Genomic DNA, 22,191 nt, shown 5'->3' with positions numbered 1-22,191 from the left:
TGCTATGCTTGTAGGAGAGAATGAAAGGGGTAACAAATGTATTTAGGCGATTTGATGGAAAAAGCAGAATCTGGTCAATTTTTAGTCCTTTCCTTTCTATTACAAGATTCGCAGACAACAGTCAAGAAAGCCATGGAAGAAACAGGTTTTTCAAAGGCGACCTTAACCAAGTACATTTCTCTGATTAACGAAAATGCCTTGGAAAGAGGGCTAGAGCTGACCATTCACTTGGAAGATGAAAATCTGCGTTTGTCGATTAGTGCAGATACCAAGGGAAGAGAGATTCGGAGCTTGTTTTTAGACAATGCCATTAAGTACCAAATTTTGGTTTACCTTCTCTATCACCAACAGTTCCTAGCCCATCAACTGGCTCAAGAATTGATGATTAGCGAGGCCACGCTTGGTCGCCACTTAGCTAGTCTAAATCAGATTTTGTCAGAGTTTGACTTATCCATCCAAAATGGCCGTTGGCGAGGTCCAGAGCATCAGATTCGCTATTTCTATTTCTGCCTTTTTCGCAAGATTTGGTCCAGTCAGGAGTGGGAAGGTCACATGCAGAAAGCTGAGAGAAAACAAGAGATTGCTACCCTAGAAGAAATCTGCGGTGCTAGCTTGTCTTCAGGTCAGAAATTGGACTTGGTTCTCTGGGCTCACATCAGTCAACAGCGTCTTCGGGTCAATGCCTGTCAGTTTCAAGTCATAGAAGAAAAAATGCGGGGGTATTTTGACAATATTTTCTACCTTCGTTTGCTTCGAAAGGCTCCGTCCTTTTTTGCTGGGCAACATATCCCTCTAGGAACTGAGGATGGTGAGATGATGGTATTCTTTTCATTTCTCCTTTCCCATCGTATTCTTCCTCTTCATACTATGGAGTATATTCTTGGTTTTGGAGGGCAATTAGCCGATTTGCTTACGCAATTGATTCAAGAGATGAAGAAAGAGGAGCTACTGGGGGACTACACAGAGGACCATGTCACCTATGAACTCAGTCAGCTTTGTGGTCAAGTTTATCTCTACAAGGGCTATATCTTGCAAGATCAGTACAGATACCAGACAGAGAATCGTCATCCCTATTTGCTGATGGAACATGATTTTAGAGGGACTGCAGAGAGAATTTTTCATGCTATACCTGCCTTTCAGCAGGGGACGGATTTGGATAAGAAAATTCTCTGGGAATGGCTCCAGTTGATAGAATATATGGCTGAAAATGGTGGTCAACATATGAGGATTGGTCTGGATTTGACATCTGGTTTCCTTGTCTTTTCTAGGATGGCTGCCATTTTGAAACGGTATTTGGAATACAATCGTTTTATTACTATTGAAGCCTATGATCCCAGTCGACATTATGATTTGTTGATTACCAACAACCCTATTTATAAGAAAGAACAGACTCCGATCTATTATTTAAAAAATGATTTGGATATGGAAGATTTGGCGAAGATTCGTCAGATGCTCTTTGCCTAAAAGGCCTGAATTTTCAGGTCTTTTTTGTGAAATTCGCACAATCTCCTCACATTTTTTTAAAATTTAAAAAAAATTGAGGAACAAGAAAGCGCTTTATTTTGTATACTAGTTACTGTAAAGAGGGAACCCCCTCAAGATTTTATCAGGAGGACAGCACATGTCACAAGAAAAATACATCATGGCTATTGACCAAGGAACGACCAGTTCTCGTGCCATCATTTTTAACAAAAAAGGAGAAAAGGTCAGCTCTAGTCAAAAAGAGTTTACTCAGATTTTCCCTCAAGCAGGTTGGGTTGAGCACAATGCCAATGAAATTTGGAACTCTGTTCAGTCAGTTATCGCGGGTGCTTTCATCGAAAGTGGTGTGAAACCAAGTCAAATCGAAGCCATCGGGATTACCAACCAGCGTGAAACAACTGTCGTCTGGGATAAGAAAACAGGGCTCCCTATCTACAATGCTATCGTTTGGCAATCACGCCAGACAGCACCTTTAGCTGAACAACTAAAAAGCCAAGGTTATGTGGAAAAATTCCATGAAAAGACTGGTTTGATCATCGATGCTTACTTCTCAGCGACTAAGGTTCGCTGGATTCTGGACCATGTAGAAGGTGCTCAAGAGCGAGCTGAAAAAGGAGAATTGCTCTTTGGTACCATTGATACTTGGTTGGTTTGGAAATTGACTGACGGTGCGGCTCATGTGACGGACTACTCAAATGCGGCTCGTACCATGCTCTATAACATTAAAGAACTCAAATGGGATGATGAGATTTTAGAAATCCTCAACATTCCGAAGGCTATGCTTCCAGAAGTTCGTTCTAACTCTGAAATCTACGGCAAGACTGCTCCATTCCATTTCTACGGTGGAGAAGTACCAATTTCAGGTATGGCTGGGGACCAACAGGCAGCCCTCTTCGGTCAGTTGGCCTTTGAACCAGGTATGGTCAAGAATACTTATGGAACAGGTTCTTTCATCATTATGAACACTGGTGAAGAGATGCAGTTGTCTGAAAACAACCTTTTGACAACGATTGGTTATGGAATCAACGGCAAGGTTTACTATGCCTTGGAAGGTTCTATCTTCATCGCAGGAAGTGCCATTCAGTGGCTTCGTGATGGACTTCGCATGGTTGAAAATTCACCAGAGTCTGAAAAATATGCTCTCAATTCTCACAACAATGACGAAGTTTATGTAGTACCTGCCTTTACAGGTCTAGGTGCTCCATATTGGAACCAAAATGCTCGTGGTTCGGTCTTTGGCTTAACTCGTGGAACAAGCAAAGAAGACTTTATCAAGGCAACCTTGCAATCTATCGCTTATCAAGTACGTGACATCATCGACACCATGCAAGTAGATGCTCAGACAGCTATCCAAGTCTTGAAGGTAGATGGCGGTGCAGCTATGAACAACTTCCTGATGCAGTTCCAGGCTGACATCTTGGGAATCGACATCGCACGCGCCAAAAACTTGGAAACAACTGCTCTAGGAGCAGCCTTCCTAGCAGGTTTGTCAGTAGGCTACTGGAAGGACTTGGATGAGTTGAAGCTCTTGAATGAGACTGGAGAACTCTTTGAGCCATCGATGAACGAATCTCGCAAGGAACAACTCTACAAGGGCTGGAAGAAGGCTGTGAAAGCAACGCAAGTCTTTGCGGAAATCGATGACTAATAACAACTAATACTGGGAGAATAAATCGACTCAGTTAGAAAGTGTGTAAATATGGAATTTTCAAAGAAAACACGTGAATTATCAATTCAAAAAATGCAGGAACGCACCCTGGATCTCTTGATTATTGGTGGAGGGATTACAGGAGCTGGTGTAGCCTTGCAGGCGGCAGCTAGTGGTCTTGACACTGGTTTGATTGAAATGCAGGATTTCGCAGAAGGAACATCAAGCCGTTCAACAAAATTGGTCCACGGAGGTCTGCGTTACCTCAAACAATTTGACGTGGAGGTGGTCTCAGATACAGTTTCTGAGCGCGCGGTGGTTCAACAAATCGCTCCACACATTCCAAAACCAGATCCAATGCTCTTGCCAGTTTACGATGAGGATGGAGCGACCTTTAGCCTCTTCCGTCTCAAAGTAGCCATGGACTTGTACGACCTATTGGCAGGTGTTAACAATACGCCAGCTGCTAACAAGGTCTTGAGCAAGGATCAAGTCTTGGAACGCCAGCCAAACTTGAAGAAAGAAGGCTTGGTAGGAGGTGGGGTTTACCTTGACTTCCGTAATAACGATGCGCGTCTCGTGATTGAAAATATCAAACGTGCTAACCAAGACGGTGCCCTCATTGCCAACCACGTTAAGGCAGAAGGCTTCCTCTTTGACGAAAGTGGCAAGATTACAGGTGTTGTAGCTCGTGATTTGTTGACAGACCAAGTCTTTGAAATTAAGGCTCGTCTGGTGATTAACACAACAGGTCCTTGGAGCGACAAGGTGCGTAATTTGTCCAATAAGGGAACCCAATTCTCACAAATGCGTCCAACTAAGGGAGTGCACTTGGTAGTGGATTCAAGCAAGATCAAGGTTTCACAGCCAGTTTACTTTGATACAGGTTTGGGAGACGGGCGTATGGTCTTTGTTCTCCCACGTGAAAACAAGACTTACTTTGGTACAACGGATACAGACTACACAGGCGATTTGGAACATCCAAAAGTGACGCAGGAAGATGTAGATTATCTACTTGGTATTGTCAACAACCGCTTCCCAGAAGCAAACATTACTATTGATGATATCGAAAGTAGCTGGGCTGGTCTTCGTCCATTGATCGCAGGCAATAGCGCTTCTGACTACAATGGAGGAAATAACGGAACCATCAGTGATGAAAGCTTTAACAACTTGATTGCGACTGTCGAAGCTTATCTCTCGAAAGAAAAAACGCGTGAAGATGTTGAATCTGCTGTCAGCAAGCTTGAAAGCAGCACATCTGAGAAACATTTGGATCCATCTGCAGTTTCTCGTGGTTCGAGCTTGGATCGTGATGATAATGGTCTTTTGACCCTTGCTGGTGGTAAAATTACAGATTACCGTAAGATGGCAGAAGGGGCTATGGAGCGTGTGGTTGAAATCCTCAAAGCAGAATTTGACCGCAGCTTTAAACTGATCAACTCTAAGACTTACCCTGTTTCAGGTGGAGAATTGAACCCAGCAAATGTGGATTCAGAAATTGAAGCCTTTGCGCAACTTGGAGTTTCACGTGGTTTGGATAGCAAGGAAGCTCACTATCTCGCAAATCTATACGGTTCAAATGCACCGAAGGTCTTTGCCCTTGCTCACAGCTTGGAGCAAGCGCCAGGACTCAGCTTGGCAGACACTTTGTCACTTCACTATGCAATGCGCAATGAGTTGGCTCTGAGCCCAGTTGACTTCCTCCTTCGTCGTACCAACCACATGCTCTTCATGCGTGATAGTTTAGATAGCATCGTTGAGCCAGTTCTGGATGAAATGGGACGATTCTATGATTGGACCGAAGAAGAAAAAGCAGCCTACCGTGCGGATGTCGAAGCAGCTCTTGCTCAAAACGATTTGGCAGAACTAAAAAATTAAAAAAGGAAAAGAGGTGGAGGGCAGCATTCCTAGTCGCCCGCCCCTTCTTTTAAATGGAGACAAAGATATGATGAAAGAATTATTTGGAGAATTTTTGGGGACCTTAATCCTCATCCTCCTAGGAAATGGTGTTGTTGCAGGTGTGGTTCTTCCCAAAACTAAGAGCAACAATTCAGGATGGATTGTGATTACTATGGGATGGGGAATTGCTGTAGCCGTTGCAGCCTTTGTATCTGGCACGCTCAGCCCAGCCCACCTAAATCCAGCTGTGACGTTTGCGATGGCCTTAAAAGGAACGCTCTCTTGGGGTTCTGTTTTCCCTTATATCCTAGCCCAATTCGCAGGAGCGATGGTGGCTCAGATTTTGGTTTGGTTGCAATTCAAACCGCATTATGAGGCAGAAGAAAATGCAGGCAATATCCTAGCGACCTTTAGTACTGGACCAGCAATCAAGAACACAGTATCCAACTTGGTTAGCGAAATCCTTGGAACCTTTGTTTTGCTCTTGACAATCTTTGCCTTGGGGCTCTATGACCTTCAGGCAGGATTAGGGACCTTTGCAGTGGGGACCTTGATTGTTGGTATCGGTCTTTCACTAGGTGGGACAACGGGTTATGCCTTGAACCCAGCTCGTGACCTTGGACCTCGTATCATGCACAGCATCTTGCCAATTCCAAACAAGGGAGATGGAGACTGGTCTTATGCTTGGATTCCTGTTGTAGGACCTATCCTCGGAGCGGCCCTAGCAGTTCTCGTATTTTCACTTTTCTAAGATAAAAGAGTGATTGGTAACAGAGTTTGAGATGGAAATCTCAGGCTCTTTTTTGATGGCCAAAACATTAATATTTTAACTTATCTTAAAATAAGCTAAAACCAATTTTTAAGTTATGGTAAACAGTTGAAAAAAAGGTTGATAAAGTGGTAAAATGTTAGGAAGATAAGATACTAACAATACGTACTGATAGTTAATAGAAACAATATATTAATGGATAGCTTATGAAAAAACAACGAAATTTACATGTATTCTTAGGCCGGACGGCTCTATATTTTGTAATCTTACTTGGTTTGCTTTATTTTTTTAGTTACCTTGGTCAGAGCCAAGGCACCTTTATTTATAATGAGTTCTAGTTTAAAGGAGAAGAGGAACAGTGTCTAATAAACCGATAAAAGATATGATTGAAACGATTGAGCACTTTGCTCAAACGCAACCAACATATCCTGTCTACAATGTTTTAGGTCAAGAACATACTTATGGTGAACTGAAGGCTGATTCGGATAGTTTGGCTGCAGCTATCGACCAACTAGGCTTGCCTGAGAAATCTCCAGTCGTCGTTTTTGGTGGTCAGGAATATGAGATGTTGGCTACCTTTGTAGCGCTAACTAAGTCAGGTCATACCTACATTCCAATTGATAGCCATTCGGCCTTGGAACGAGTTTCTACTATCGTAGAAGTTGCAGAGCCAAGCTTGATTATTGCTATCTCAGATTTTCCATTAGAGCAAACTAGCACACCGATGCTGAATTTGGAGCAAGTCCATGAAGCTTTTGCTCAAGCTTCCAGCTACGAGATGACCCATCCAGTCAAGGGAGATGACAACTACTATATCATCTTTACTTCTGGTACGACTGGTAAGCCTAAGGGAGTGCAGATTTCCCATGATAATCTCCTCAGCTTTACCAATTGGATGATTACAGATAAGGAATTTGCGACGCCAAGTCGTCCGCAAATGCTGGCTCAGCCCCCTTATTCTTTTGACCTATCTGTCATGTATTGGGCGCCAACCTTGGCACTGGGTGGCACGCTTTTCGCTCTTCCTTCAGCCATTACTCAGGACTTCAAAAAACTCTTTGCGACAATTTTTTCCTTGCCAATTGCTATCTGGACATCAACACCGTCCTTTGCAGATATGGTCATGTTGTCAGAAGACTTTAATAGTGAGAAAATGCCAGGAATCACGCATTTCTACTTTGATGGTGAAGAATTGACGGTCAAAACAGCTCAAAAACTGCGTGAGCGTTTCCCAAATGCTCGTATTATCAATGCCTACGGTCCAACAGAAGCGACAGTAGCCCTGTCAGCTGTTGCCGTGACAGACGAGATGTTGAAGACTCTCAAACGCCTGCCAATCGGCTATACCAAGGCTGATTCTCCGACCTTTATCATTGATGAGGAAGGTCAGACAGTTCCAAATGGTGAGCAGGGAGAAATCATCGTTTCTGGGGCAGCTGTTTCAAAAGGCTATATGAATAATCCTGAAAAAACGGCAGAAGCTTTCTTTGAGTTCGAAGGTCTTCCAGCCTACCACACAGGGGATGTAGGAACTATGACAGATGAGGGCTTGCTTCTCTATGGTGGACGCATGGATTTCCAGATTAAGTTTAATGGTTATCGTATTGAGCTTGAAGATGTTTCTCAAAACCTCAACAAGTCTCGCTTTATCGAGTCGGCTGTTGCTGTCCCACGTTATAACAAGGACCACAAGGTACAAAATCTACTGGCCTATGTCATCCTAAAAGACGGTGTCCGTCAGCAGTTTGAACGTGATATCAATATTACCAAGGCTATCAAGGAAGACTTGGCAGATATCATGATGTCTTATATGATGCCGTCTAAGTTTCTCTATCGAGACAGTTTACCGCTAACGCCTAATGGTAAAATTGATATCAAGGGCTTGATTAACGAGGTAAACAGTAGATGATGGAGCTTTATAAACAGCTACCTCATTTGGAACCTTATGGTGACCTTCAGTACTTTTTATACGTAATTGCTGCGACTTTACCTATCTTTATCGGTCTTTTTTTCAAGAAACGCTTTGCCTTGTATGAGGTGCTTGTTAGTCTCTTCTTTATCGTCACCATGTTGGTCGGTGGAAAGACGAATCAAATAAGCGCTTTGATCCTTTATGTTATCTGGCAAGTGCTGCTTGTATCTTTCTACAAAAGGTACAGGAAACAACGGGATAATAAATGGATATTTTACCTGGTTAGCTTTCTATCCCTATTGCCAATCGTCTTTGTGAAAGTATCTCCTGCTATTCATGGACCTCAATCTTTGTTTGGCTTTCTAGGGATTTCTTACTTGACCTTTCGTGCAGTTGGGGTTATCGTTGAGTTGAGAGACGGTGTCATCAAGGATTTAACGCTCTGGCAATTCTTACGTTTTCTTCTCTTTATGCCGACTTTCTCAAGTGGTCCTATTGATCGTTTTAAACGCTTCAATGAAAATTACGAGACCATTCCTGAGCGGGATGAGCTGATGGATATGCTAGAAGAGGCTGTCAAATATATCATGCTTGGCTTCCTCTACAAGTTTATCTTGGCTCACATTTTAGGAGAGACATTATTGCCTCCGTTGAAAAATTTGGCCTTGCAGACAGGTGGTTTCTTTAACCTCTACGCTTTAGCGGTCATGTACACCTTTGGTCTGGAGCTCTTCTTTGACTTTGCGGGCTACTCTATGTTTGCCTTAGCTATTTCAAACTTGATGGGTATTCATAGTCCTGTCAACTTTAACAAGCCCTTTTTGTCAAGGGATTTAAAAGAGTTTTGGAATCGCTGGCACATGAGTCTGTCTTTCTGGTTCCGTGACTTTGTCTTTATGCGGATGGTCATGGTGTTGACCAGAAAGAAGGTCTTTAAAAATCGCAATGTGACCTCAAGTGTAGCCTATATTCTCAATATGCTGATTATGGGATTTTGGCATGGTGTGACCTGGTACTATATCGCCTATGGACTTTTTCATGGGATTGGGCTGGTCATCAATGATGCTTGGGTTCGTAAGAAAAAAGCACTCAATAAAGAACGGAAAAAAGCTGGAAAGGGTTCCTTACCTGAGAATCGCTGGATTCAGTTGCTTGGCATGGTTGTCACCTTCCATGTCGTAATGGTTTCATTCTTAATCTTTTCTGGATTTTTGAATGATTTATGGTTTAAAAAATAAAAGGATATGAAAAATGGATATCAAATCAGAAGTTATTGAAATTATTGATGAGTTGTTTATGGAAGATGTTTCTGACATGATGGATGAGGATCTTTTTGATGCCGGTGTCTTGGATAGCATGGGAACGGTTGAATTGATTGTTGAGATTGAAAACCGTTTTGACATTCGTGTTCCAGTGACAGAGTTCGGTCGTGATGACTGGAATACGGCTAATAAAATCGTAGAAGGTATTACGGAGTTGAAGAATGCTTAAACGCTTGTGGCTGATCTTCGGGCCTATCTTCATTGCTGGATTTTTGGTTCTTCTACTCATCTTTTTTTATCCAGGTACAACAAGCCATAATCTGACGGAGGAAAAATACTCGGCGGCTTCTGTTAGTGCAGAGAGTTTTAAAGAGAGAAGCCAAAAGGTAAGGGCTCTTACGGATCCAAATATACGTTTTATTCCTTTTCTAGGGTCTAGTGAATGGATTCGATTTGATAGTGTCCATCCAGCTGTTTTAGCGGAAAAATACCATCGTCCCTATCGTCCTTACTTTCTAGGTCAAGCAGGAGCAGCCTCTCTCAATCAATATTTTGGTCTACAGCAAATTTTGCCAGAAATAGAGAATAAGCAGGCGGTATTTGTGATTTCGCCTCAGTGGTTTACGGAGACAGATTATGAACCCGCAGCGTTTCAGAGATTTTTTAACAGTGACCAATTGACAGCTTTTTTGGGAAATCAATCTGGTGACATTGCTGCAAAGCATGCGGCTATTCGATTGTTAAAGCAGAATCCTAATGTTGCATTAAAAAGCATTGTTCAAAAACTGTCAAAGGGTGAAGAATTATCAGATGTTGATCAGGTTGCTATTGATATTTTTGCGCGATTCAATGAAAAACAATCCGCTCTCTTTGGACAATTCTCCATTCGAGGACAACTCAAGTACAAGGAACACGTGGAGAACTATTTAAAAGATCTTCCGGATCAATTTTCTTATGATGAGTTAGAAAAAATTGTTCGTAAGGACGCAGAAGCAAATACGACCAATAACGATATGGGGATGGAAAATCATTTCTATACGAGAGAGATTCAAAAGGATTTAAAAAAATGGGAAGGATATCAAAAAAATTACAACTTCCTCAAGTCCTCTGAATACAATGATTTGCAGCTGGTCCTCAATCAATTTGCTAAGTCGAATGTCAATGTGCTCTTTGTCATTCAGCCGGTTAACAAGAAGTGGATGGAGTACACAGGGCTCAGTGAAGAGATGTACCAGCATGCAGTGGAGAAAATTCGTTACCAATTAGAAAGTCAGGGTTTTACCAATATTGCTGATTTTTCAAAAAATGGAGGGGACCCTTATTTTGTTAAGGATACCATTCATCTAGGATGGTTAGGTTGGCTAGCTTTTGATAAGGTTGTCAATCCTTTCTTGACGGATCCGAAACCAGCTCCAGACTACAAGATGAATGACCGCTTCTTTAGCAAGGACTGGGCGACCTATGATGGGAACATCAAAGATTTCAAATAGAATGGTCTAAAAGTTTGGGAATTAAACCCAAGCTTTTTTGTTTAAATGGCGAATATTTAAGATGAAAATAGGTCAAAAGTTTCAAAATTTTTAGAAATAGCGTATAATATAAAAGAGAAAAAGAAAAGAAAGGGATTTTAAAATGAACAAACGTTCTTTATTACCTGTCTTATCGACAGCCCTGTTAGCTCCAGCCTTCTTAGCTGGACAAGTATACGCTGAAGAAGCAACAACTCCTGCAGAAAGTTCAGCTGTCGTAGCGACTCCTGCTACGTCGGCGACTCCAGCTCCTGTTGAGAGCCCTGTGGTACCGGAAACTTCAGCAACTTCGGCAACTTCAGAAGCAGTTGCACCTGCAGAAACTCCGTCAGCTCCTGCTGAATCTACTAAAAGCGAAGAAAAGGACACCGTTATCTTACACACCAATGATGTCCATGGTCGTATTGTAGAGGAAAAAGGAGTAATTGGAGATGCCAAGTTAGCGACTGTCATTGAGCAGGAGCGTGCGAAGTCAAATCAAAATACTCTGGTTGTTGACGCGGGAGACGCTTTCCAAGGTTTACCGATTTCCAACTCTACTAAGGGTGAAGCACGCGCTGAAATTCTCAATCAGATGCAGTATGATGCCATGGCAGTAGGAAACCATGAGTTTGACTTTGGTCTTGATGAAGTTAAAAAATACAAGGAAATCTTGAAATTCCCATTACTTAGCTCAAATACTTATGTCAATGGAGCTCGTCTCTTTGAAGCTTCTACAATCGTTGATAAAGATAAGACTGTGGAAGGTGATGAGTTTGTTGTAATCGGCGTGACAACACCTGAAACAGCTACCAAAACTCACCCTAAAAATGTCAAAGGGGTAACTTTTACAGATCCAATCTCTGAAGTCAATAAGGTCATCGAAGAAGTTCAAGCCAAGGCTCGTGCAGAAGGTAAGGACTACAAACACTATGTTGTGCTGGCTCACTTGGGTGTGGATACCACAACCCCAGTAGAATGGCGTGGTTCAACTTTGGCAGAAGCCTTGTCTAAAAATCCTCGTTTGAAAGGGAAACGCGTAACAGTAATCGACGGTCACTCTCATACAGTAGAATCAACGATCTATGGAGATAATGTTACCTATAACCAGACGGGAAGCTATCTTCATAATGTAGGAAAAATCACCTACAAATCACGCCAGCTTTTGGGCAATCCAACTCAGATTCCGGCTGCTGATGCTAAGAAACTGACTGCCAATCCAACAGTTGAAAAACTAGTCAAAGACATTAAACAAAAATACGATGCTGAAAATGCAGTTGAGATTGTCTCAAACAGCCCTGTAGAACTAAACGGTGATCGTGAAAATGTTCGGGTTCGTGAAACCAACCTCGGAAACGTCGTAGCGGACTCCCTCTATCAGTATGGTCAGACAGGATTTAGCCATCCGACAGACATCGCTGTGACAAATGGTGGTGGCTTGCGTGAAACCATTGTAAAAGGCAAACTAATCACTAAAGGAAATGTCATTGCCGTTCTTCCATTTGGAAATACCATCTCACAAATCCAAGTGACGGGGCAACAAGTTTTGGATATGTTTGAAAAATCACTCGGATCTATCTTGCAGGTCGATAAGGATGGCAAGAAGGTCTTGGATGAGAACGGGCAACCATTGTTAGAGCCAAGTGGTGGTTTCTTGCAAGTTTCGGGTGTGAAGGTCTACTATGATACCAACCTACCATCAGGCAAACGTGTCTTGGCCATCCAGGTTAAAAACCGTGCAACAGGTCGTTATGATCTTCTGGACCTCGCAAAAACCTACTATCTTGCAACCAATGATTTCCTAGCTGCAGGTGGTGATGGCTACACTATGTTGGGTGGCGCGCGTGAAGAAGGTCCTTCTATGGATGCAGCCTTTGAAGAGTATCTTAAAACCGCTGATTTGACCCAGTATGAAAAGATCAATCCGAACTCACGGACGATTTCTGTGGATTCTAAAGACTTTAGTCTGCCAGTAGAAACGCCTCAAACGAATGCAGCTGCTAGCGATGCGACTACAAATGTACCACTGACTTATGAGGTGGCAGGTCAATTTAGCAAGAAGGCAGTTGTCTCAGAAAAAGCTCTCCCAAATACAGGAAGTGAACAGTCCATCTTCTTGCTCTTGATGGGAATGGTAGCTGGTTTGGCAGGTATCTTATCGAGCCGAAAACCAAAGCTAAAATAGGTTAAATTTCACATCTAGAAGAGTCAAGGGAAACGTTTTTACGCCTTTTTCCCTTGACTCTTTTTTGGTTTATGATATAATTAACCAGTAAAGGATCGGTGGCTATCTCTATTTTTTACGAAAAAGATAGCTAGGGGAGGAGTAACACATGAGACAGCTTGCACAGGAAATCGATAACTTTTTAAACGAGGTGATCTTAAGATCTGAGAACCAGCATGAAATTCTAATCGGGCATTGCACCAGTGACGTTGCCTTGACCAATACTCAGGAACACATCCTCATGCTCTTGTCCGAAGAATCCCTAACCAACTCGGAGTTGGCCCGTCGCCTCAATGTCAGTCAGGCGGCAGTGACCAAGGCTATCAAGTCTTTGGTCAAAGAGGGCATGTTAGAGACATCTAGAGATCCAAAAGATGCACGTGTGATTTTTTACCAACTGACAGAACTAGCCCGACCAGTGGCAGAGGAACACCACCATCATCATGAACACACGCTCTTAGCCTATGAACAAGTAGCAAGTCAGTTTACTCCAAATGAACAAGAAGTTATCCAGCGGTTTTTAACTGCTTTAGTAGGAGAAATCAAATAATGCGGTATATTACAGTAGAGGATTTGTCTTTCTATTATGACAAAGAACCTGTCCTCGAGCACATCAACTACAGTGTTGATAGTGGGGAGTTTGTCACCCTGACTGGTGAAAATGGAGCTGCCAAGACGACGCTTATTAAGGCTAGTCTAGGCATCTTGCAGCCAAGATTTGGCAAGGTAACCATCTCAAAGACAAATACTCATGGTAAAAAACTAAGAATAGCTTATCTTCCCCAGCAGATAGCCAGTTTTAATGCTGGCTTTCCAAGTACGGTTTATGAATTTGTCAAGTCGGGTCGCTATCCGCGCAAGGGCTGGTTCCGTCGTTTGAACGCCCACGATGAGGAGCATATCAAGGCCAGTCTAGACTCAGTTGGTATGTGGGAACACCGTGACAAACGAATTGGTTCCCTCTCTGGAGGGCAAAAGCAACGGGCAGTGATTGCACGGATGTTTGCTTCGGACCCAGATATCTTTGTCTTGGATGAGCCGACAACAGGGATGGATGCGGGGAGCAAAAATGAATTTTACGAACTCATGCACCACAGTGCCCACCATCATGGTAAGGCCGTTTTGATGATTACACATGACCCTGAGGAGGTCAAGGCCTACGCAGACCGCAATATTCACTTAGTGCGTAACCAAGACTCGCCATGGCGTTGTTTCAACGTTCACGAGAGTGACCAGGAGGTGGACCATGCTTAGTTTACTATCTTATGACTTTATGCAGCGGGCCTTCTTGGCTGTCATTGCCATGAGTCTCTTTTCACCAGTTCTTGGGACCTTCCTTATCTTACGTCGTCAGAGTCTCATGAGCGATACCCTCAGTCACGTTTCTCTATCAGGGGTAGCCTTTGGTCTGGTTTTGGGGATTTCTCCAACTATTTCAACCATTGCTATTGTCTTGATCGCTGCTGTCTTTCTGGAGTATCTCCGTACAGTCTATAAGAACTTTATGGAAATCGGGACTGCCATCCTCATGTCTACAGGGCTTGCAGTCTCCCTTATCGTGATGAGTAAGGGTAAAAGTTCTAGTTCCATGAGTTTGGACCAATATCTCTTTGGTTCGATTGTGACCATTAGCCAGGAGCAGGTGATGTTCCTCTTTGCCATTGCTGCGGTCGTTTTACTCTTGACTTTCTTATTCTTGCGACCAATGTATATCCTGACCTTTGATGAGGACACGGCCTTTGTGGATGGCTTGCCAGTTCGTACCATGTCTATCCTCTTTAATATGGTGACAGGGGTGGCCATTGCCCTTATGATTCCAGCTGCAGGAGCCCTTTTGGTGTCGACCATTATGGTCTTGCCAGCTAGCATTGCCCTTCGTCTGGGGAAAAACTTCAAATCCGTTATGTTACTAGCCAGCGCTATTGGCTTTTTGGGAATGGTAGCAGGACTTTACATTTCCTACTATGCGGAAACCCCTGCTAGCGCTAGTATCACCATTATCTTTGTAGCTGTCTTTTTGTTAGTCAGTCTACTGAAACGTTTTATCAAATAGGAGAATGAAATGAAAAAAATTAGCTTACTACTAGCTAGTCTATGTGCCTTGTTTTTAGTGGCTTGTTCCAATCAAAAGCAGGCAGATGGGAAGCTAAATATCGTGACAACCTTTTATCCTGTCTACGAATTTACCAAACAAGTCGCAGGAGATACTGCTAATGTAGAACTTCTAATTGGTGCTGGTACAGAACCTCACGAATACGAACCGTCTGCCAAGGGAGTTGCTAAAATCCAAGATGCAGATACCTTTGTCTATGAAAATGAAAACATGGAAACTTGGGTTCCAAAATTGTTAGAATCCTTGGATAAGAAAAAGGTGAAAACCATCAAGGCGACAGGTGATATGCTCCTCTTGCCAGGTGGTGAGGAAGAAGAGGAAGGGCATGATCATGGTGGTGAGGGTCACCATCACGACTACGATCCCCACGTTTGGCTTTCACCAGCACGCGCCATCAAACTGGTAGAGCATATCCGTGACAGCTTGTCAGCAGATTATCCTGATAAAAAAGAGACTTTTGAGAAGAATGCAGCTTCCTATATCGAAAAATTGCAAGCCTTGGACAAAGCATACACAGATGGCTTGTCTCAAGCCAAACAAAAGAGCTTTGTGACCCAGCACGCTGCCTTTAACTACCTTGCCTTGGACTATGGTCTCAAGCAAGTATCCATCTCAGGTCTCTCACCAGATGCAGAACCATCAGCAACACGTTTGGCAGAATTGACCGAGTATATCAAGAAAAACAAGATTTCTTATATCTACTTTGAGGAAAATGCCTCACAAGCCCTCGCCAATACCCTCTCAAAAGAAACTGGCGTCAAACTAGACGTGCTCAATCCGCTAGAAAGTCTAACAGAAGAAGCAACCAAGGCCGGTGAGGACTACATCTCCGTGATGGAGAAAAACCTCAAGGCTTTGAAGCAGACAACGGACCAAGAAGGACCAGAAATCGAGCCAGAGAAGGAAGAAAATACCAAGACAGTTCACAATGGTTACTTTGAGGATGCAGATGTCAAGGACCGCACCTTGAGTGACTATGCTGGTAACTGGCAGTCGGTCTATCCTTTCCTTGAAGATGGGACCTTTGATCAAGTCTTTGACTACAAGGCTAAGTTGACTGGTAAGATGACCAAGGATGAGTACAAGGCCTACTATAGAAAAGGCTATCAGACAGATGTGACCAAAATCAACATCACGGACAACACTATGGAATTTGTTCAAGGTGGGCAAAGCAAGAAATTCACCTACAAGTATGTCGGCAAGAAAATCTTGACTTATAAGAAAGGCAATCGTGGCGTGCGCTTCCTCTTTGAAGTGACAGATGCGGACGCTGGACAGTTCAAGTATGTTCAGTTTAGTGACCACAATATTGCCCCAGTTAAGGCAGAACATTTCCATATCTTCTTTGGAGGTACTAGCCAAGAAGCCCTCTTTGAAGAGATGGATAACTGGCCAACCTACTACCCAGATAACCTATCTGGCCAAGAAATCGCCCAAGAAATGTTGGCGCATTGATGCAAGAGAGAATCCCGCAAATCTGCGGGATTTTTTGCTATAAATGATTAGATTGTTAGGTATTATAGTACCACAGCTGTGCTGCTCACAATGTGGTAAAGAAGTCATTTTCTACTGGCTGCTTCTAACTAGCTGACGAATGCAAAAGCTACGATTGTACAAATTATAGAATCTTTTCAGGGGATTTAGGAAGAAATCTTAGTCATATTGACGCTACTATCGCTTTTTGTTATAGTCAAGGAGAGAGCAGTCCGGAACAATAGTTTATTCACAATCTGTGGATAAGTCTGAGGAAGAATGATATCTAATCCATGGTGTTGAAGTATCCTGATAATAGTTCCGTACATTAGTAACTCGCTAGAGAACTAGTAGAAACCTTAGTATAAAGCTATTTGACAAAGGTCTGTTTAGGGTGAAGGCTTCCAAGTCTAAAAGCTGGAGTCTGAAAAGACTAGTTTTTAGGTATGTTTTCTTATCCACAAGTTGTGGATAACTTTGTGAACAAGAGAAAGAGATATGAGATGATGACGAACATAAAACCACATGGGCCATTACCAAGTCAGGCCCAGCTAGCTTATTTAGAGGATGAACTAGCTGCCTTTATCCATTTTGGCCCCAATACCTTTTATGACCAAGAATGGGGAAGTGGGCAAGAGGATCCTATGCGTTTTAACCCGACCAAGTTAGATGCGCGTGAATGGGTTCGGGTACTCAAAGAAACAGGTTTTAAAAAACTGATTTTGGTGGTGAAGCACCACGATGGTTTTGTCCTCTATCCGACAGCACATACAGATTATTCGGTCAAGGCTAGCCCTTGGAGGGATGGAAAGGGGGACTTGCTCCTTGAAGTTTCTCAAGCCGCAACTGAGTTTGACATGGATATGGGAGTTTATTTATCTCCTTGGGATGCCTATAGTCCCCTTTATCATGTGGACCGAGAAGCGGACTACAATGCCTACTATCTGGCTCAATTGAAGGAGATCTTGTCAAATTCTGCCTATGGCAATGCCGGGAAGTTCGCTGAGGTATGGATGGATGGTGCTCGAGGAGAAGGGGCCCAGAAGGTCAACTATAAGTTTGAGACCTGGTTTGAAACCATTCGTGACTTGCAGGGCGATTGTTTGATTTTCTCAACTGAGGAAACCAGTATTCGCTGGATTGGAAATGAACGAGGCTATGCAGGGGATCCCTTGTGGCAAAAAGTCAAGCCAGACCAGTTGGGGACAGAGGCGGAATTAGATTATCTACAGCACGGAGACCCCTTTGGGACGCTATTTTCAATCGGTGAGGCAGATGTTTCTCTTCGGCCGGGCTGGTTTTACCATGAGGATCAGGATCCTAAGTCTCTGGAGGAGTTGGTCGAAATCTACTTTCACTCGGTAGGGCGGGGAACTCCACTCTTGCTTAATATCCCACCGAACCAAGATGGCCTCTTTGATGAAAAGGATATCCAGCGTCTCTATGAATTTGCTGCCTACCGTGATGAGCTCTATAGGGAAGATTTGGCTTTGGGAGCCAAGGTATCTGGCCCTGCTCTATCACCAGACTTTGTTTGTCATCATCTGACAGATGGACTGGAGGCTAGTTCTTGGGCAAGTGATGCAGAGTTGCCAATCCAATTAGAGCTCGATTTAGGGACATCTAAAACTTTTGATGTGATCGAGCTGAGAGAAGATTTGAAGCTGGGGCAACGCATCGCCGCTTTTCATGTTCAAGTAGAGTTGAATGGTACCTGGCAGGAGTTTGGCTCTGGTTATACTGTTGGCTACAAACGTCTCTTACGAGGATCAGTCGTTGAGGCGCAGAAGATACGTGTGACCATTACAGAGACACAGGCTTTGCCTTTGTTGGCCAAAATTTCACTCTATAAAACACCTAGCTTGTCAAAAAAAGAAGCTGTTCAGCAACTAGAGTTCTCAGAAAAAAGTCTGGCTGTGATCAAGGGAGAAAATGTCCACTTTACAGTGAAGCGCATAGAATCTAGCAGTCCTTTAGAAGCTAAGATTTCGATTCAACCAGGGACGGGTGTGCATGGTGTCGTTTATCGGGACGAGATTCAAGTCCTTGCGTTTCAAGTTGGCGAGACTGAAAAAAGGCTAACGCTACCAACCTTGTATTTTGCAGGAGATAAAAGCTTAGATTTTTATCTGAATTTGACGGTAGATGGGCAGCTGGTTGACCAGCTTCAGGTCCAAGTTTCATAAAAGAAGAGCCTTTGCGCGATGCAAAGGTTCTTTTGGTTAGGAGTGATTTGGTAGCCAGCTGAGGGTGAAGGTCAGTTGCTCAGCTTTCAAGAGGTCTTGGTGTTGAATGCTAGATACTATGTTCTTGTCCAATCGGCATTCTTTGACAAAGTTGAAATGGCTGTGGTTTTGCTCGGCATGGATATCCAGCCATTTATTTTCCTTGGCTAGGTAGATACGGAGGTGGTCAAAGAGAGGGACTCCGAGATCATAGCTGGGCTTGCCCGGACAGGTCGGATAAAAACCGAGAGCCGACCAGATGTACCAAGCCGAGAGGCTGCCATTGTCCTCATCGCCAGGATAGGCTTCCCAGCTGGGGTGAAAGGCTTTCTGACGCAAGGTTTTGATGAGTAGAGCAGTGTAGTCTGGGTAGTCGCTGTAGCGAAAGAGATAAGGTATGTGGAAGCTAGGCTGGTTGGAAATGGCGACTTGTCCAAAGGGAGCAGTAGCCATCTCGCTCATTTCATGAATCTCGTAACCATAGCCAGTTGTTTCAAAGAGAGGAGTATCCTGACAGGCTTTCAAAAGGTAGCGACTAAAGACTTCTTTTCCACCCATCAGTTGACGCAAACCTGGGATGTCATGTAAGACACCTAAAGTCGCTTGAATGGCAGAACATTCGGCGTAGTCACGTCCCCAACTGTAAGGAGAGAAGTCAGGACGGAAGTTTCCTTGACGATCTCGCGCTCGCATGTAGCCTGTCTCAGAGTCAAAGAGATGACGGAAATTTTGAGAAGAAGTGTTATAAGTGTTAGCAATCTCTGTTTTCCCTAGTTTTTCGGCACAGCTGGCGATGCAAAAATCACTATAGGCGTAGTCTAGGGTGTGGCTGACACTTTCGTGGTGGTCGGTAGAGAGGTAGCCCAGTTCTTGGTATTGGGTTAATCCGTGACGACCATTGATGCCGAGAGGGTCGGACTTAGTGGCTGTCTCCAACATGGCTTGGAGGAGTTCTTCTTCCAAGTCAGGAGCCATTTCCTTGCAGGCACTATCTGCGATAATACCGTCCAATAGAGTCCCTGGCATCATGCCGCGTTCATCTGGGGCTAGCCATTTTGGAAGGAAAACAGTATCGCGGTAGCTATTGAGGAAACCTTCTAGAAAGTGGCGATAGTGTTCCGGTATGATAAGAGCAAAGAGGGGAAAGGTAGTGCGGAAGGTATCCCAGAAACCATTGTTGCTAAAGAGAACACCAGGCTTGACAGTACCAGTAGACAAATCCATGTGGATGGCCTGCCCTGATTCATCAACCTCATAAAAAGTCTGAGGAAATAGGAAGAGTCTGTAAAGGCAGTGATCAAAGAAGGTTCGGTTGGCTTCCCCTGTCTCCACGATATCAAAACGATGGAGGAGATTTTCCCAGTCTTCTTGGGCACTTGCCTTACAGCTATCAAAGTCCTTTTGAGGTAGATTAAGCAGAGCTTGAAAAGGGGAGATGAAAGAAGTTGCTAGTTGAATCTCGGCTTGACTGCTTGCTAAGTCAATTCGCCAGTCTCCGCTTTCTTGGTTGACAGCAAGAATATCCGTATTTATTTGTAGGGCAGTGAAGAGTATCAGCGGATTTTTATTGGTCTCTGTTTTGCCTTCTTGTCTTAGGGTCAGAGTCCGCTTATCTACCTGCTCAACTGTTAGGTCATCTGCTGCATGAAGGTAGAGGGAGAGGGCCTTGCCTTGCTTTTGCTTGAAACGAATAGAAGCGCCGTAGCAAGTCGGTGTAAGCTGGGTTTCAATCTGATAGCGCAGGGAGAAAATCTTCAGATAATGAGGTTGGAAAGAGGCCTTATCCATATCATAGGAAGACTGACGATGGAAGAGGCTGTCTCCACCTAGCTGGCCTATGACAGGTGTCAGAAGGAGCCAAGAGTAGTCCCCAATCCAAGGACTGGGCTGGTGGGTTAATCGAATCCCCTGAAAGATAGGCAGATGCGGATCGAAAAACCAAGCTCCCTCCTGGTCGCTGGTCTGAGGCACAAAATAATTCATCCCAAAAGGAACGCCTGTGTAGGGCAGGGTATTTCCTCGAGAAAAGGCATGCTTGCTAGCAGTCCCAAAGCGGGTATCGATGGTTTCAAGTAGTGGTTTCATAAAAAAGCTTTCTGTGGGAGTTTTTGTTTAGTATAACATGAAATTGTCAATAAACGAATTTTAAAAAGTAAATGCCCCTATAAATTTCGGTTAACAATTTACAAATATTCATTCTTTTGTTAGAATGGAGGCAATAAAAAAGAAAAGGGGATTTTTTATGAGTGATTCGGTAAATAATGTGAATAACGAAGAATCTGTAGAGAAGGTTGAAAACACGCCTGTAGAGGATGTGGAGTCAGTTGCTACTCAAGAACCAGAAACTGTGGGAGAAGCTGCTTCTGAGCAAGCAAAAGATGACCAATCTGAAGAAGTGGTGGAAGAGAAAGATTCTAAGCCAGAACAGAAAGAAGATGCAAAAGCTTCAGCTGAGGCTTCAGCTCAACAAGTAGTTGAAAAAGCCAAAGGATTGTTTGCAACGAAACGCAAAGAAATCATTGCAGCTCTTGTGGCAGTAGCCGTTATTATTGTGGCATTTGTGGGATACAATGTTATCCAGTCGCAACCAAAAAGCTTGATTGGCGACGTCAAAGTTGAGTTTTCAGGTTATGAAGAATCTGGAACGGTGACTTATAATAGTCAAGATATTGCTGAGAAAGTAGCAGAAATAGCATACCAAAAAGTAGGCTTTAATAAAGATCAGGCAGCTGGTTTGGCTAAAAAAGATCCTATTATTTACGCAGAGGTGTCAAGAGATGGCAAGTTGGCGTCTAAATTGATACAGGCAGAAGCGATGATTAGTAGTGTCCATTATGAATTTGACAAAACAAATGGTCTCAAAAATGGGGACGAAGTTACGTTCACTGTAACAACAAGCTCAAAAAACTCACCATTTAAAGCTGAAAAGAAAACCTTCAAAGTTGAAAATCTTAAAGAATATGAAAAGGTTTCAGCTTCTGACTTGTTGACAGAAACACCTGTAACATTCACTGGACTTAACGGTTCTGGCACTATTACAATCACTAAAAATTCTAAGGATGAAGCCTACTTTGATTTTGAAAATGGTAGACGTCCAAGAAACTTGAAAAATGGCGACAAAGTCACTTTGAAAGTGAAAGACGTAAGTATCGATTCTTTGAAAGCAGAAGGAAAAGTGGTAGACTCTAAAACTGTAGAAGTAACAGTTGAAGGTCTAAAAGATGCGAAAGATGTGAAGAATTTAATTGATGTATTGAAGAAAAATGATGCATACAGCAAGGAGCTAAATAAGAATAGTACTAACGAAACCTATACTTTAGAACCTCAGGGTAGTTATATTGGTATCACTACAGGAATAGGAAATACGTCAAGTGCTGACATTGATATAATTACGGTGTATAAAGTAACGCGTAAAGGTAGTTTATTTACAAATGTTAGTTACAAGTACTATGGTTTCGATGGTTACGAATTGAAAGATGACAATTTAGTCGCTAAGGAGGGTATAAGGCCAATCTATGGTGGAGGGCTAGAAGATTTTGAAGTGTTAAAAGAAGAACTTCAAAGAAAAGAGTATCATTTGATAGAGGTTAAAAAAGACGAAAAGAAAAGTGAATAGAAAAGTTGGGGGAGAGCCCCAACTTTTTTTCATAAGTTTGTTTCAAAACGCCTTTAGTTT

At 43.1% G+C, this 22,191-nt stretch carries 17 protein-coding genes; 16 read left to right on the top strand and 1 reads right to left on the bottom strand.

The features are described from left to right. Nucleotides 1-36: 36 nt before the first annotated feature. The 15 genes from NMM25_RS05630 to NMM25_RS05560 all read left to right on the top strand — a co-directional run bounded on the left by NMM25_RS05630 (nt 37) and on the right by NMM25_RS05560 (nt 18,476). Entirely contained in the window at nt 37-1,464 is a 1,428-nt protein-coding gene (locus tag NMM25_RS05630) for a helix-turn-helix domain-containing protein (protein ID WP_076984231.1), read from the top strand. Between the two features lie 157 nt (nt 1,465-1,621). Next, entirely contained in the window at nt 1,622-3,130 is a 1,509-nt protein-coding gene (gene glpK / locus NMM25_RS05625; protein WP_076984232.1) for a glycerol kinase GlpK, read from the top strand. Between the two features lie 51 nt (nt 3,131-3,181). Beyond that, entirely contained in the window at nt 3,182-5,008 is a 1,827-nt protein-coding gene (gene glpO / locus NMM25_RS05620; protein WP_254736206.1) for a type 1 glycerol-3-phosphate oxidase, read from the top strand. Between the two features lie 67 nt (nt 5,009-5,075). After that, nucleotides 5,076-5,780 (top strand): MIP/aquaporin family protein, encoded by a 705-nt coding sequence (locus tag NMM25_RS05615; RefSeq protein WP_061428124.1) that lies wholly within the window; start codon nt 5,076-5,078, stop codon nt 5,778-5,780. Nucleotides 5,781-6,004: 224 nt separating this feature from the next. Next, on the top strand, nt 6,005-6,136 hold the full coding sequence (locus NMM25_RS05610; protein WP_008276434.1) for a teichoic acid D-Ala incorporation-associated protein DltX: 132 nt from the start codon (nt 6,005-6,007) through the stop codon (nt 6,134-6,136). Between the two features lie 20 nt (nt 6,137-6,156). After that, nucleotides 6,157-7,707 (top strand): D-alanine--poly(phosphoribitol) ligase subunit DltA, encoded by a 1,551-nt coding sequence (gene dltA / locus NMM25_RS05605; RefSeq protein ID WP_254736205.1) that lies wholly within the window; start codon nt 6,157-6,159, stop codon nt 7,705-7,707. Beyond that, nucleotides 7,704-8,948, top strand: coding sequence for a D-alanyl-lipoteichoic acid biosynthesis protein DltB (gene dltB / locus NMM25_RS05600; RefSeq protein ID WP_254736204.1), 1,245 nt, complete (start codon nt 7,704-7,706; stop codon nt 8,946-8,948). The genes dltA and dltB overlap by 4 nt, the downstream gene beginning before the upstream one ends. 13 nt (nt 8,949-8,961) lie before the next feature. After that, a complete protein-coding gene (dltC, locus tag NMM25_RS05595; RefSeq protein ID WP_000351972.1) occupies nt 8,962-9,201 on the top strand; it encodes a D-alanine--poly(phosphoribitol) ligase subunit DltC in 240 nt (79 codons plus the stop codon). Beyond that, nucleotides 9,194-10,462 carry a D-alanyl-lipoteichoic acid biosynthesis protein DltD gene (gene dltD / locus NMM25_RS05590; RefSeq protein WP_254736203.1) on the top strand — a complete coding sequence of 423 codons (1,269 nt, stop codon included), beginning with the start codon at nt 9,194-9,196 and terminating at the stop codon, nt 10,460-10,462. The genes dltC and dltD overlap by 8 nt, the downstream gene beginning before the upstream one ends. Nucleotides 10,463-10,604: 142 nt before the next feature. Then, on the top strand, nt 10,605-12,665 hold the full coding sequence (nt5e, locus tag NMM25_RS05585) for a cell surface ecto-5'-nucleotidase Nt5e (RefSeq protein ID WP_254736202.1): 2,061 nt from the start codon (nt 10,605-10,607) through the stop codon (nt 12,663-12,665). A 148-nt stretch (nt 12,666-12,813) separates the two neighbouring features. Then, nucleotides 12,814-13,254: a zinc-dependent transcriptional regulator AdcR gene (adcR, locus tag NMM25_RS05580; protein WP_001249328.1), complete on the top strand. Its 441-nt coding sequence runs from the start codon at nt 12,814-12,816 to the stop codon at nt 13,252-13,254. Beyond that, nucleotides 13,254-13,958, top strand: a complete 705-nt coding sequence (locus NMM25_RS05575) for a metal ABC transporter ATP-binding protein (RefSeq protein ID WP_001269480.1) — start codon at nt 13,254-13,256, stop codon at nt 13,956-13,958. The genes adcR and NMM25_RS05575 overlap by 1 nt, the downstream gene beginning before the upstream one ends. Continuing rightward, entirely contained in the window at nt 13,951-14,757 is an 807-nt protein-coding gene (locus tag NMM25_RS05570; protein ID WP_044021562.1) for a metal ABC transporter permease, read from the top strand. The genes NMM25_RS05575 and NMM25_RS05570 overlap by 8 nt, the downstream gene beginning before the upstream one ends. A gap of 9 nt (nt 14,758-14,766) precedes the next feature. Continuing rightward, nucleotides 14,767-16,272: a zinc ABC transporter substrate-binding protein AdcA gene (locus NMM25_RS05565; RefSeq protein ID WP_254736201.1), complete on the top strand. Its 1,506-nt coding sequence runs from the start codon at nt 14,767-14,769 to the stop codon at nt 16,270-16,272. 524 nt (nt 16,273-16,796) lie between these two features. After that, a complete protein-coding gene (locus NMM25_RS05560) occupies nt 16,797-18,476 on the top strand; it encodes an alpha-L-fucosidase (RefSeq protein WP_254736247.1) in 1,680 nt (559 codons plus the stop codon). Between the two features lie 36 nt (nt 18,477-18,512). Here NMM25_RS05560 and NMM25_RS05555 read toward each other — a convergent pair whose 3' ends face one another. Then, nucleotides 18,513-20,600: a GH92 family glycosyl hydrolase gene (locus tag NMM25_RS05555; protein ID WP_254736200.1), complete on the bottom strand. Its 2,088-nt coding sequence runs from the start codon at nt 20,598-20,600 to the stop codon at nt 18,513-18,515. Nucleotides 20,601-20,757: 157 nt separating this feature from the next. On the opposite strand from NMM25_RS05555, the gene NMM25_RS05550 reads away from it, so the two are divergent. Continuing rightward, nucleotides 20,758-22,131, top strand: a complete 1,374-nt coding sequence (locus NMM25_RS05550; RefSeq protein ID WP_254736246.1) for a hypothetical protein — start codon at nt 20,758-20,760, stop codon at nt 22,129-22,131. The last annotated feature ends 60 nt before the right edge of the window (nt 22,132-22,191 follow it).

This window comes from Streptococcus sp. CF10-1 (genome assembly GCF_024295825.1).
In the GTDB taxonomy this organism is placed as follows: Bacteria; Bacillota; Bacilli; order Lactobacillales; family Streptococcaceae; genus Streptococcus.
The sequence above is the reverse complement of the archived record's forward strand: the minus strand, read 5'-3'. Positions and strand labels throughout refer to the sequence as shown.